The following is a 13,321-nucleotide window of genomic DNA, read 5'->3' on the forward strand; positions in this document are numbered from 1 at the left end:
CGTATTTTTATTTCTTTACATGTTATCCATTTTCATTTCGACTGTACTTCACAAACTGAAATATACTATTTGTTACGTGCGATATTCGTAATAAATTTATAACGATCTCCACGATAAATACATTTCACGTACTCTAGCGGTATCTCACCTTCTGAATATGACCATTGACGCATTACAAGTACAGGCGCCTTTTTAGGAATATGCAGATGTTCAGCTTCATTTTCCGTCGCAACAGAAGCTTCAATTGACTGAGTAGCGCTAACAAGTTTAAAGCCCAGTTTTTTCTCTAAATGTTCATATAAAGATTGTTGCAATATCTCTTCGTTAATGTCTTTTACAAGAGCTGGCGACAAATATGTCGTCTCAAAAGCAATCGGTTCATCATCAGCTAAGCGAATACGCCTCACTTCATAAACCGATTCCCCCTCCTGTATTCTCAACCGGTCTGCTATTTTAGCAGTAGCTGGAACTAGGCGGAAACTAAGTAATTGACTACTTGGGTTCATTCCACGAGAAATCATATCTTCTGTGAATCCCGTCATTCCTTGCAATTTTTGTTCCACTTTCGGAAGTTGGACAAATGTTCCAATTCCACGCTTCCGATATAAATAGCCTTGTTCCACTAAATTATTAATCGCCTGTCTGATTGTCATACGACTCACTTCGAACTTATCACAAAGTTCATTCTCAGATGGGATTTTATCTCCCGGCTTCCATTCGCCGTCCTCAATTAGCTGTTTCACCCACTCTTGAATCTGATAATAGATCGGAAATGGTGAATACTTGTCGATGTTCATCAGCAATCGCCTCACTGCATAAAGATAGAGCTTCTTGATCTGCGATTACGGTTACATTCGGATGACGTTGTAAAACTGTAGCCGGACACTCTTCACTATATTCACCTTGCAATAATTCTTTAACAGCTTCTGCCTTTTTAGAACCCATAGCAACAAGTAGAACTTGTTTCGCTTTCATAATGCTTCCAATTCCCATTGTAATCGCATGAGTTGGCACATCTTCTTCTTTTTCGAAGAAGCGAAGGTTTGCTTGGCGTGTAGATTCTGTTAATTCAACAATGTTCGTTGGAGAATTAAACGGTGTTCCTGGCTCATTAAATCCGATGTGACCGTTTTCACCGATTCCAAGAATCTGTAGGTCAACTGGGTTAGCAGTTAGAATGCCCTCGTAACGTTTGCACTCTTCCTCTAAATCACTTGCCATCCCGTTTGGTACATAAGTTTGTTTAAATGGAAGATGATCAAACAACTGTTCTTGCATGAAATAGTGATAGCTGTTTTTATCTTCATGTGGTAAATTTACGTACTCATCTAAGTTTACAGTGGTTACACGGCTTGTATCAAGTTTATTTTTTCGCATTTCTGCATAAATACCTAATGGAGAGCTTCCTGTAGCCATTCCTAATGTTGGATTTTCTTTTGTTTTTACAACTTCTTCAATTAATTTATAACCTGCTTCGGCTAGTTCTTCTGGAGTTTTTACAACAAGAATATTCATTTAATTACTTCCCTTCCTTCATATGAATTCCTAAACGAACCGTATCATATACATGTAAATCTTCATTCATCACAACAAAGTCTGCATCTTTTCCTACTGCTAATGCACCTTTATTATTTAATCCAAACTCTTCTGCTTGGTTAACTGATGTCATCAGTACTGCATCTTCGATTGAACAACCCGTAAATTCAATTACATTTCGGAAAGCTTGATCCATTTTTAGAATACTACCAGCTAACGTTCCATCTTCTAATCGAGCACTACCATCTTTTACATGTACTGGCTGTCCGCCAAGCTCATATAATCCATCTTCAAGACCTTTTGCGCGCATTGCGTCAGTAATAACACTTACTTTTTTCGGTCCTTTTAACTTATATGCTAATTTCACCATATCAGGGTGAATATGAATACCATCTGTAATTACTTCAACCATTACATCTGGATTTAATAACACATGACCAACAACTCCTGGTTCACGGTGATGTAATCCACGCATTTGATTGTATAAATGTGTCGCATGTGTAATCTTTCTATTTTTTAGTTGCGCATCAATTGCATCTGTATGCCCCATTGTGCCCACTACACCAGTTTCAGCAAGATATTGTTCAAACTCTAATGCTCCCTCTTCTTCTGGTGCATATGTTACTAATTTAATTAAATTCCCACTTGCTTCTTGCCATTGTTTAAATTGCTCAATATTTGCAGGAACGATATGTTCAAGTGGTTGTGCACCTGCACGTTTCTTTGAAACATAAGGTCCTTCTAAGTGAATATATTCGAAATGCGCTCCTTTTTCTTTTGCTTCTTTCGCAGCAGTTAGCGCTGCTTCAATTGCCTCTGGAGCTTGTGTCATTGTTGTCGGGAAGTAAGTTGTAACCCCTTCTTTTAACATTTCTTTACCTAGAGTTACTAACCCATCGCTATTTGCATCCATCGCATCAATATCGTATCCACCATGAATATGAACATCGATCATACCTGGAATTACAATCTTCCCTGTAGCATCAAAAACAGTTTCATTTTCTTGTGGTACATATTGAGCCATCAAACCAATTTCTTTAATGGTTTCTGCGTAACGGATAAATCCGTTTTCCACTATTTCTTGACCTGTGTAAATTTTGGCATTGATGACAATTTGCGTTTTCATTTTCATCGATCCTTTCCCATGAAATACCTACTTGTTATTATTACCTTATTCGCCTAGTTCCATCTTAATATATGCACGAGTAGTTGTCTATACATTCTAATGAAATTTCCTTTTTATTCAACAAAAAAGGAAATTTCTTACGTCCCTTATAATTATAATATATATTATTCATTTTTCCAAAAAGGGACAGTATCCACCCCTAATATAGAAATCACTTCAACAATGGCATTAACCCGCTAGACTCTAACATAACATGTTCACCATCTGTTTCTATTTCTACTGTACGTTTATTCGTTCTATATACCATTATACCGTGCCTTTTTAAGCGTTTTACTACACTTTGATGAGGATGTCCATACGGATTACTACTCCCGTAAGACAGAATAGCAAACTGCGGTTCCACTTTTTTTATAAACGTTTCACTGGTTGAAGTATACGAGCCGTGATGCCCCACTTTTAAAACATCTGCATGTACATCAAATTGTTTTAATATTTCATGTTCTGTCCGTACATCCGCGTCACCCATTAATAAAAAATCCGCTTTTCCATATCGCACCTTTAAAACAATTGAGGATTCATTATTTTCATCTTTTGATTTCCCATTGTTTAATACTTGTATAGAAACATGTGGATCCAGCGGTATATATTGCCCTTCCTTTACTGAAACGAAAGGTATCCCTCTTTTTTTAATATTATTCCGATATGTATGATAAGTAAGAGAACTATATGTTTTTCCGCTATCTAATATAAGCGATACCGGCATTTGCTCTACAATTGGAATTAGCCCCCCTATATGATCCATATCAGGATGGGTACTGACAATTACATCTAAATGATTAATCCCTTTCTCAATTAATTTCTGAATAATAACCTCTCCTGCTTCATAAGGTCCTCCATCAATTAACATTGTTTGTCCGTTTGGCATTATGATAAGTGTTGCATCACCTTGCCCCACTTTTAAAAAGCTCACTTTCATTTTACTAAGATGTTGCCGATGCATATGTAAAGGAGACGTAGTATGAATAGACATCATATACCTTTTAGCTGATGCGCTATTTAAAGAAAAACATAATAAAACAGAAACTAATAATAGAATAATCCGCATACCTCTCATAACTCGTCTCCTTTTTTCATTTAGTATGGCACTGTAAATAATTGATATACAAAAAAGCTTAGCAAAATGCTAAGCTTTTATTTCGATATCTCTTGTAAGGAACCGAAGAATAAATCCGCTTCATTCATTTGTTCATTCTCTTCAGAAAGCGGCGGTAAATCATCTAATGTTTTCAATCCAAATGTGTCCAAAAATTCTTTTGTTGTTCCGTATAAAATAGGACGCCCTGGACCTTCTGCTCTTCCCATTTCTTTTATAAGTAAATGTGAAACCAACGTTTGTAACGCCTTATCGGTTTTAACTCCTCTAATCTCTTCCATTTCAGTCCTTGTGATTGGTTGACGATATGCAACAATCGCTAACGTTTCAAGGGCAGCTTGTGAGAGTGAAGCAGCTGTTGGTGTATCTATTAATTTTTGATAATATGAAGCATGTTCTTTCTTTGTAGCAAAACGATATACTTTTGCATACTGTACAATTTGCAAACCACGGTTTGCACCTTCACATTCTTGTTGCATTTCTTCTAAAATATTAATTACTTCATTCATTTCAATTTCAAGAACTTTCGCTATTTGTTCTGGATAAATCCCTTCATCACCAGAAACAAATAAAAGGCCTTCAATAATTGACTTTTGTTCTTTCCTATCCATTTCACGAGCTCCTTCCTTCTATTTTCCCATAAAAATACACATCAAAAAACCGAATCACAATCAATGCGTTCGGTTCAATATTTCTTCTCTTGTTCCAAACGATACATTAAAACATAGCATGAGATAAAGTGTTTCTATCCCAATTTCATATACTTGCTCTATGCAGATTTATTAGAGCTTGATACGAAAATTTCATCAAAATTATGTTCTTGCTCAATTATGATTTGTTGATTTTTCATAAGTTCCAGAACTGCTAAAAATGTTACAACCATTATTTCACGTTCATCATCAACAAACAAATCATGAAAACTTTGGCGACCACCCTTTATTTTTAACTGCTTTAAAATATCAGTCATTCGCTGTTCAATTGGTATTTCTTGACGAGTAATACGTGTTGTTACAGGTTTTTTTGCCTTTTTACGGCGCATTAATTTTTGAAATGCCGCTAGCATATCATATAACGTAACATCAAGAGGCAAGCTTGTCTCTTCTTCTTGTTGCAACGATGTAAAGTCAATTGGTGGACGTGTATATAGCTGTGCTCTTTCTTGTTCTCTTTCTTTTAACTCAGTAGCAACTTGCTTATATTTCTTATATTCAATTAACCTCTCCATCAATTCTTGACGAGGATCATCTATAAAATCATCACCGTTATCAAGTACATCTTCTTCATGTTTCGGCAACAACATTTTACTTTTAATTTGTAATAACGTTGCGGCCATTACTAAATACTCACTTGCAACATCTAATTGCAGTTCTTTCATCGTATGCACATAAGATAAATATTGCTCTGTAATATCTGCTACAGGAATATTATATATATCAATTTCATAACGATGTATTAAATGTAACAATAGATCTAAAGGCCCTTCAAAAGCCTCTACTTTAAAATTATATTGCACAAAGCATCCCACCACATTTTTTCTATAACAACATAAGTATAGAGCATACTCATGTTCTATCCAACCTTTTTAAGAAATTTAATTAAAAATAGACCGATGCCTATGTCATCATGCCCACCACTTCATATGATAACAGTGTAGTAAGAACAATGTAGGAGGTCAAAAAACTATGGGTCACGTTGATTGTGGTTTTAGCGGTGGGTTCGCATTACTTGTTGTACTGTTTATTTTGCTAATTATTGTAGGAGCAGCTTGCTTCTGCTAATATGAACAATAACGGCTAGGGGGAAATCTCCTAGTCGTTTATTGTTCATATTTCTATGATACACTTATATGTATAACCGTTAGATAGGGGCGAGAAAACATGTATCCTACCGAATACATACAATTTTTAATTCATTTCCAAGGAGATTACGACTATTTTGAATGCCACGAAATACTAGAAGAGTACTGGAAGACAAAACCAAGAGGAAATCGTGATCATTACTTAGTTGGTCTCATTCAAATTGCAGTTTCTTTATACCACCAAAGACGTGCTAACTGGAATGGTTCCACAAAAATGATGAAAAGCGCAATCACAATTTTAGAAAAAAGCGGTGTGTCTTTACAACGTTTAGGAATTAATCAAGTACAACTTCTTTCCTTGCTCAATGAAAGATTGCAATCTATCCATAAAAAAGAACGTTTTGTACCTTTATTTTTACCCTTATCAGATCCATTGTTAGAGAAGCAGTGCATAGAGTTATGCAAAAAACAAAACCTCTCTTGGAAAGACTTGAATGCTATTCCAAGTGAATATATTATACACAAGCACACTTTGCGTGATCGCACAGAGGTCATTACTGAACGAAACGAACAATTACAAAAAAGAAAGCAGAGATAATAAACTACTTATCCCTGCTTTCACGAATGTATATTTTGTTCTAGCCCTTTACATTTTTCACAAAAACTTGCTGTTTGCTCATTTCCGCAAATTGTAAACTCAAGAAATTTACTCTTTAACTCTTGAACCATCTTCGTTCCAATCCCCACATGACGGTGAGACGGATTTACACTTAAATGCTGAATTTCTAATACTTGATTCTCTTTTTTTATAATCCCCATTATTCCAACAAAATCTTCATTTTCTTTCCACAAGTACAATTGCCAATCATCTTTTGCTTCATATTCTTTCATTGTCAATTGTAATGTTTTCAAATCTTTTTCAGTTGGCATAAACGAAAGAAGCCCCATTGCGATTTTTTCATAACTTTTTTTAAAACGAATTAACATAACCCTTATCCCTTCTCACAAAAGTTACAAACTAGTAATCCCCTCAATCACTCTTTTCATATCACATTCATTTTACAATATTTTCAACAGAGTGAGAAGAGTCTAAAACAACTTGATAATCATACAAAGCGAAAAGAAGAAAGTCAAATCTATGTTTCAGCACTATTCCTTTAATAAATAGAGTAAAAAAAAGAAAATTTTATATAGAATGAAAAGAAACATTTCATTCAACATCACTTCATTCATAGTTACCCTAAAGCAGCACAATTCTAGCAAAATTAATATAACAAAAAATATTTGTTGAAACATATAATGTAATGTATTCTATGTAATTTGTTAAAGGTTTGTTCTCACAAGCAATATATTTTAGCAACAATACTACTTGTATGATGCTGTAGAAGAAGTACTCAATCTCATTAAAAATAAAAAAGAGAGCAAAAGCTCTCTTTTCCCTTACCTTATTCTTCCCAAACTTTAACTTCTTTCATTACATCGCCTTGACGCATTTTTAATACTGTTTCAATACCGCTTGTTACTTTACCAAATACAGTATGAACGCCATCTAAATGTGGCTGTGGCTCATGAACAACAAAGAATTGGCTACCGCCTGTGTTACGGCCAGCGTGAGCCATAGAAAGTGATCCTACAAGGTGTCTATGAGGGTTTCCATCAGTTTCACATGGAATAGAGTAACCTGGACCACCAGCACCTGTACCTGTTGGGTCTCCGCCTTGGCTTACGAAGCCAGGAATAACACGGTGGAATGTAACACCGTCATAAAATCCTTGCTCTGCTAATTTTTTAAAGTTTTCTACTGTTTTTGGCGCTTCTTCTGGGAAAAATTCCAATTCGATTTTTTCACCGTTTTCCATTAATATGTATCCTAAAGTTTTCATATGTATATGTCTCCTTTCAACTATCTCAGCACTATATTACCACATTCATGACTAGAAACAAAAAGAATCCGACAATCTAGATACTTCTTTTTTGAAATGCGGAAAAAGCTAGGTGACAAATAAGAAATATATACTATAATAACTTTGTTGCCCGAAAATTTTAGAAAGAGAAAGGGAGCGGTTTTTCGTGAAAACGAAATTATTAGCTCTGCTATTAGCTGTAACGGTATTTATGATGCCAACAGCTTCATTTGCAGACATCATCGAGGGAGAATCAATTGTTACACTAGGAGAGAACTTATCCGAACAACAAAAACAAGATCTGTTAAAAGAAATGAAAGCACCGAAAGATGCTACAATTATCACTGTATCTAATGCGGAAGAACATAAATTTCTAGAAGGCATTGTTCCAAAAGCACAAATTGGTACGAGAGCAATTTCTTCTTCTATGATTACATACACAAAACCAGGATCTGGTCTTATTGTACGATCAAAGAACATTAACTGGGTAACAGATGCAATGTACACTAACGCTTTGATTACAGCAGGTGTAAAAGATGCAGAAATTCAAATTACTGCACCTTTTAAAGTTTCAGGAACTGCAGCTTTAACTGGATTAATGAAAGCATATGAAACTGCGTCTAATAAACCAATTCCGGAAGAAGTTAAAAAAGTAGCGAATGAAGAAATGGTACAAACAGCCCAGCTTGGTGATAAAATTGGTGAAGAAAAAGCAGTTCAACTTGTTGCAAAAATTAAAGAAGAAATTGCAAAAGAACAGCCAAAAACAACAGAAGATTTACGTTCATTAATTAAAAAAATTGCTGATCAACTCGGCATTACATTAACAGATGAACAGTTAGATAACCTAGTAGCGTTATTTGATAAAATGAAGAATCTTAATATCGATTGGAATCAAGTTGGTAGTCAATTAAACAAAGCAAAAGAACACGTTTCTGCCTTTTTAGGATCTGAAGAAGGACAAAGTTTTCTAGATAAAGTGAAAGATTTCTTCTCAAGTATCATTGATTTTGTTAAATCTTTATTCAAGTAACGGTAATTTCATAACAGCCTCTTCAACCGAACGCACTATATGATTTGCTTTCTCCTTTACATATGGATGGGCATGATGAAGAGTAAATGAATGCGGGGTTACTTCAAACATAGAAATATCATTGAAGGAATCTCCAATACAAGCAACTTCATTTGCTTCAATTTGCAAATGGTCCATTAGTCGCTTTAGAGCACTCCCCTTACTCACGCCTCTTGGCATAATATCAACATAGCGTTTACCTGATATAAAAACTTCCGCTTCGCCTTGAAACATATCTCGTAGCTCTTGATCTAACGTCACAATTTTCTCTTCTTCTCCAAAAACAAACAATTTTGCAGGGTGTACAGTCTTACCAAACTCTTCTTCTAACGCTTCAATTTCAGCGATATGCACGCCCATATACGCTTCAAAATTATGGTGATGTTCATTTTTCCTTTTTGTATATCGTTGCTCATTTGCACAAACAATATCCGCTAGTCCTTTTTTATGTATATATCGATATATTTCCTGGGCAACCGTATTTTCAAAACTCGATTCATGAAATAAATTCCCATCTGGAAGTAACATTGTCGCTCCATTTAAGCCAGTTGTGTAATATGGGAATGAAAACCTTTTTACAACTTCATCAATTCTGTGTGTAAAGCGGCCAGAGGCAAAACAAATATTTGTCCCTTTCTCAGCTAACCAACACAGCGCACGTTCATCTTCTTTTTGCATATGATTCACATCGTAAACGAGCGTGTCATCTAAATCACTTACAAATAATTTAATCATGTCCTCTTCCCCTTCCATACACAATATCTACTCTAAGTGTACACAAAAAATGTTTGATTTTTGTTAAAAAACAATAAATTTTTACTAAAAAAAATAAACGGGTGTATAATCCCGTTTATTTTTGTCTTTTTACATTTTGAGGTCTTACAATACTTGGTCGTACTTTTAAACTAGACATCGTTGGACGGAGTAAAATTTTTGTTAACGCGCCCCAATCAAATGGTAAAAACGGCCATAAATAAGGTGTTTGTAAACTTTTTATAGACGTTAAAAATAAAATTAATATCGTCATACCAATTACAAATCCCATCTCATGGAAGAGACCTGTTAAAATAATAACAAACAATTTCCCAACCTTATTCCCTAATCCTAATTCATAACTCGGTGTTGCATATGCACCAATCATCGAAACCGCTACATACAAAATTACTTCTGGCACAAACAAACCTACATCAATTGCAATTTGACCAATTAATATGGCGGAAATCAACCCTGCTGCAGACGATAATGGGGTTGGAGTATGAATAGCAGCCATCCTTAAAAACTCAAGTCCGACCTCTGCCATTAACACCTGTAATAGGATTGGTAAATGCGTCATCTTAGTCGGTCCAATAAAAGCGAGATTTGCTGGTAAAAGAGTTGGATCAAATACAAACACTAACCAAAATGGTAATAAAAATAACGAGAATATAACACCTAAAAAGCGCACCCAGCGTAAAAATGTACCGACAGCTGGATTTTGTCTAAACTCTTCTGCGTGCTGTAAATGATGAAAATATGTTGTCGGTGTAATCATAGCACTTGGCGATGTGTCAACAAGTACTAACACATGTCCTTCTAGTAGATGATTTGCTGCTACATCTGGCCTTTCTGTATATCGAATAAGCGGGAATGGGTTATAGCTTTGCTTTACAACAAACTCTTCTACTGTTTTATCCGCCATCGTAATTCCATCTACATCAATGTTATTTAATTCTTGTTTTATAATCTTTACTAAATCTGGATTTGCAACATCTTGAACGTATGTAATACAAATATCCGTTTGTGATCTATCTCCTACTCGAACCATTTCATTTCGAAGTCGTGGATCTCGAATTCTCCTACGAATTAACGCTGTATTTACAACGATATTTTCAACAAATCCATCCCTCGCACCGCGTACTACCTTTTCGGTATCTGGTTCTGTCGGTGTTCGCCCTGGATAACTACGAACATCAATCGCGAACGCTTCCGTTTCACCTTCCACAAATATCACAATGAGCCCTGATAATACTTGGAGCATTACCTCATCCATCGTTTTCACTTTGCTTACTTGTTGATGGATTAAGCGATTCTCTAAAAGCTTCATTGTATCTTCTTCTACATCCCTTATCTCATTTGTATCCACCGCTTCTTCTAAAATAGGGATAATATAATTTGTATCACAAAGTCCGTTTACAAATAACACACCGATTTCTTTATTCAAAATTTGAAATTTACGAATGCCAACATCGTATGTAACGCCTAGTCCAACTGTCTGCTTTAAATAATTTTCATTATCACTTATGAAAGTTGATATAGGGATATCCACTTTTTTAGGCTTCGTCATAAAAACCACTCCTTTCCAAAATTAATTGAATCGCTTTTCTAGTAATAGGTGATCCCCTCTCCCATTCATCATTCCCGCACATCTTACCAATGTCACCGACTCCAACGATGACCGGAACATTCAAGTCATCTAAACAATAAATTGTATCTCCGCTAATTCTGCCAATTTCACCATCTGGAAGTCCAAATTTATCAACACCGTATTCGGTTAAATTTCCGTTCCGATCTACACTTACATCTACACGTGCCCATTCCCAATGATGCGTATTAGACGCTACCGCTAAAATACCGAGCACATCAATTTGTTTATGGGTAGCTACATATTTTAAAGCCTTTTCACCAGATCCTTCTCCAATAAATCCACTGTCATCAAACATGACAAATACAGGGTCATATGGCGTTTGCATAATAAGCTCAACAACTTTTTTCCCTGTCAATTTGGTTGGATTACTTTGTGATGCTGAAATACACCTTCCCCCAAATTCCTTTGTTAAAAGCTCAATTGTCCGCTTTGCATATTCATCTCCATCTGTGACCAAAACAACCCTTCGTCTCATTTGATTTATCCTTTCGGTTTACATATAAGTGCTATAAAAAACGAAAACAATATCGCTGCGGAAATGCCCGCAGACGTTAAACTAAACATGCCAATACCAATTCCTAAATATCCATGTTTTTCTGCTGCATGCATTGCTCCGTGCAATAGTGAATGTCCAAAACTTGTAATAGGGACTGTTGCTCCAGCACCTGCAAACTTTATTAGTTTATCGTACAATCCAAATCCATCTAAAATTGCTCCGATGACTACAAAAGTTGCCATTAAATGAGCTGGTGTTAACTTTGCGAAATCTAACAATAGTTGCCCAATTACACAAATAGCTCCACCTACAAGAAATGCATATATAAAATCCACAATTCACTCTCCTTTAACTCTCTCAAATACGACACCATGTGCAATTGTTGGAATCGTTTCTTTCTGTTGCATCATTATCGGGCTTAATAATGCGCCAGTGGCAACGACAAAAATTCGTTGTAAATTCCCTTTTTGCATCTCGTGTAATAAATGGCCATATGTGACAACTGCTGAACAAGCACAACCACTACCACCTGCAAACACTTCTTCTTGACTTGATTCATAAATCATTAATCCGCAATCATTGTATATATGTCCAAGATTGTAACCTTCCTCAAGTAAAAGTTGTTTTGCAATCGGTGTCCCAACAGCTGATAAATCACCCGTAACAATCAAATCATAGTCATCGGCACTTCTTCTTAAATCTTCAAAATGCTGTTGAATTGTATGAGCTGCTGCTGGAGCCATCGCTGCCCCCATATCCAAAGGATTTGTGATTCCTAAATCTTGCACTTTTCCGATTGTAGCCGCCGTAATTTTAATTGCACTTTTTTCATTGCTAATTAATATAGATCCTGCACCAGTCACAGTTGAATTTGCTGTCCCTGGTTTTTGCCCACCGTACTCTGTTGGATAGCGAAATTGTCTTTCAGCCGTTGCATTATGACTACTTACTGTAGCTAAGACACGATTTGCAAATCCACCGTCTATAAAAGCTGATCCAACTGCTAAAGTCTCCATAGACGTCGCACAGGCGCTAAACATTCCTAAAAAAGGAATGCCCCACTTACGCGCAACATAATTTGCTGTCACTGTTTGATTTAATAAATCTCCCGCTAAAAAGAAATCAATTTGCGATGTTTTTATATTCCCTTTTTGCACTGCTTGTTGAATTGAGTCTGACATTAATCTTCGTTCGGCGAGCTCCCAATTTTCCTCTCCACAATGCAAGTCATCATATGAAATATCAAAATCTTTTCCAAGAGGGCCCTCAGCTTCTTTCGGACCGACAGCAGTACCCGTTGCATTCACATATATATCGTTTTGAAATACCCACGTTTGTTTTCCGGTCAACCTCATACTAGCCCCTCCTTTAAGACATAAAAATTTTAAAGGTATACCTTATTAACCCAATGATATATGCACCAACAACCCCAAATACAATCACACTTCCTGCAAGTTTAAACATATTTGTCGCAATCCCTAGAACAATCCCTTCACTCTTATGTTCTAAGGCAGCGCTCGCCATAGAATTTGCAAATCCTGTTACCGGTACCGCTGATCCTGCTCCAGCAAATTGACCGATTTTATCATATACACCACATCCTGTTAAAATCGCGGATAATAAAACAAGCGTTGCAACAGTTGGGTTTCCTGCCTCTTGTTCACTGAAGTGAAAATAATGTATATAAAATTTCATCAATACTTCTCCAACTGTACAAATGAGTCCACCTACAAGAAATGCTTTGATACAATTTAGTAAATAGTTTGGCTTTGGATGATACTCCTTCACTTTATTTATGTAATCATCCTTCAACTTCTGACTTGTCATTTATA

At 35.9% G+C, this 13,321-nt stretch carries 17 protein-coding genes; 3 read left to right on the plus strand and 14 right to left on the minus strand.

The window, feature by feature from the left end; genetic code table 11:
* Positions 1-65: 65 nt before the first annotated feature.
* From ACQRBL_RS20160 to scpA, 6 genes are all read right to left on the minus strand, one after another.
* Positions 66-797: a GntR family transcriptional regulator gene (locus ACQRBL_RS20160; RefSeq protein WP_014894892.1), complete on the minus strand. Its 732-nt coding sequence runs from the start codon at positions 795-797 to the stop codon at positions 66-68.
* Positions 727-1,515, minus strand: coding sequence for a glucosamine-6-phosphate deaminase (gene nagB, locus ACQRBL_RS20165; RefSeq protein ID WP_001024208.1), 789 nt, complete (start codon positions 1,513-1,515; stop codon positions 727-729). The genes ACQRBL_RS20160 and nagB overlap by 71 nt, the downstream gene beginning before the upstream one ends.
* 4 nt (positions 1,516-1,519) lie before the next feature.
* On the minus strand, positions 1,520-2,662 hold the full coding sequence (nagA, locus tag ACQRBL_RS20170; protein WP_001987227.1) for an N-acetylglucosamine-6-phosphate deacetylase: 1,143 nt from the start codon (positions 2,660-2,662) through the stop codon (positions 1,520-1,522).
* A 211-nt stretch (positions 2,663-2,873) separates the two neighbouring features.
* Complete coding sequence (locus tag ACQRBL_RS20175; RefSeq protein WP_001214828.1) at positions 2,874-3,776, minus strand: ComEC/Rec2 family competence protein; 903 nt, start codon at positions 3,774-3,776, stop codon at positions 2,874-2,876.
* Between the two features lie 77 nt (positions 3,777-3,853).
* The gene (gene scpB, locus ACQRBL_RS20180; RefSeq protein WP_000375171.1) at positions 3,854-4,426 is read right to left on the minus strand and encodes a segregation/condensation protein ScpB; all 573 of its coding nucleotides are present in this window, start codon (positions 4,424-4,426) and stop codon (positions 3,854-3,856) included.
* 158 nt (positions 4,427-4,584) lie between these two features.
* Complete coding sequence (gene scpA, locus ACQRBL_RS20185; protein WP_001199751.1) at positions 4,585-5,328, minus strand: segregation/condensation protein A; 744 nt, start codon at positions 5,326-5,328, stop codon at positions 4,585-4,587.
* Between the two features lie 169 nt (positions 5,329-5,497).
* Here scpA and ACQRBL_RS20190 point away from each other — a divergent pair, with 169 nt between their 5' ends.
* Together ACQRBL_RS20190 and ACQRBL_RS20195 are read left to right on the plus strand one after the other, a co-directional pair.
* Entirely contained in the window at positions 5,498-5,593 is a 96-nt protein-coding gene (locus ACQRBL_RS20190) for a YjcZ family sporulation protein (protein ID WP_000510194.1), read from the plus strand.
* 99 nt (positions 5,594-5,692) lie between these two features.
* Positions 5,693-6,211, plus strand: coding sequence for a DUF309 domain-containing protein (locus tag ACQRBL_RS20195; RefSeq protein WP_000283610.1), 519 nt, complete (start codon positions 5,693-5,695; stop codon positions 6,209-6,211).
* A gap of 20 nt (positions 6,212-6,231) precedes the next feature.
* Here ACQRBL_RS20195 and ribT read toward each other — a convergent pair whose 3' ends face one another.
* Complete coding sequence (gene ribT, locus ACQRBL_RS20200; RefSeq protein ID WP_000908395.1) at positions 6,232-6,600, minus strand: GNAT family N-acetyltransferase RibT; 369 nt, start codon at positions 6,598-6,600, stop codon at positions 6,232-6,234.
* Between the two features lie 458 nt (positions 6,601-7,058).
* The gene (locus ACQRBL_RS20205) at positions 7,059-7,496 is read right to left on the minus strand and encodes a peptidylprolyl isomerase (protein ID WP_000853790.1); all 438 of its coding nucleotides are present in this window, start codon (positions 7,494-7,496) and stop codon (positions 7,059-7,061) included.
* Between the two features lie 187 nt (positions 7,497-7,683).
* Here ACQRBL_RS20205 and ACQRBL_RS20210 point away from each other — a divergent pair, with 187 nt between their 5' ends.
* Positions 7,684-8,550, plus strand: a complete 867-nt coding sequence (locus tag ACQRBL_RS20210) for a DUF1002 domain-containing protein (protein ID WP_000850513.1) — start codon at positions 7,684-7,686, stop codon at positions 8,548-8,550.
* Here the strand turns inward: ACQRBL_RS20210 and ACQRBL_RS20215 are convergent.
* The 6 genes from ACQRBL_RS20215 to spoVAC all read right to left on the minus strand — a co-directional run bounded on the left by ACQRBL_RS20215 (position 8,539) and on the right by spoVAC (position 13,316).
* Positions 8,539-9,342 (minus strand): Cof-type HAD-IIB family hydrolase, encoded by an 804-nt coding sequence (locus ACQRBL_RS20215; RefSeq protein ID WP_411995602.1) that lies wholly within the window; start codon positions 9,340-9,342, stop codon positions 8,539-8,541. The two genes, ACQRBL_RS20210 and ACQRBL_RS20215, sit on opposite strands and share 12 nt — an antisense overlap.
* 97 nt (positions 9,343-9,439) lie before the next feature.
* Positions 9,440-10,912, minus strand: coding sequence for a spore germination protein SpoVAF (gene spoVAF, locus ACQRBL_RS20220; protein WP_097960784.1), 1,473 nt, complete (start codon positions 10,910-10,912; stop codon positions 9,440-9,442).
* Positions 10,899-11,468: a stage V sporulation protein AE gene (locus tag ACQRBL_RS20225; RefSeq protein ID WP_001254416.1), complete on the minus strand. Its 570-nt coding sequence runs from the start codon at positions 11,466-11,468 to the stop codon at positions 10,899-10,901. The genes spoVAF and ACQRBL_RS20225 overlap by 14 nt, the downstream gene beginning before the upstream one ends.
* A 5-nt stretch (positions 11,469-11,473) precedes the next feature.
* Positions 11,474-11,824: a stage V sporulation protein AE gene (gene spoVAE / locus ACQRBL_RS20230; RefSeq protein WP_000345907.1), complete on the minus strand. Its 351-nt coding sequence runs from the start codon at positions 11,822-11,824 to the stop codon at positions 11,474-11,476.
* 3 nt (positions 11,825-11,827) lie between these two features.
* Complete coding sequence (spoVAD, locus tag ACQRBL_RS20235; protein WP_097920361.1) at positions 11,828-12,844, minus strand: stage V sporulation protein AD; 1,017 nt, start codon at positions 12,842-12,844, stop codon at positions 11,828-11,830.
* A gap of 13 nt (positions 12,845-12,857) precedes the next feature.
* Entirely contained in the window at positions 12,858-13,316 is a 459-nt protein-coding gene (gene spoVAC, locus ACQRBL_RS20240; RefSeq protein ID WP_000203808.1) for a stage V sporulation protein AC, read from the minus strand.
* Positions 13,317-13,321: the final 5 nt, after the last annotated feature.

The organism is Bacillus sp. AF62, from assembly GCF_050312695.1.
Classification (GTDB): domain Bacteria; phylum Bacillota; class Bacilli; order Bacillales; family Bacillaceae_G; genus Bacillus_A; species Bacillus_A cereus.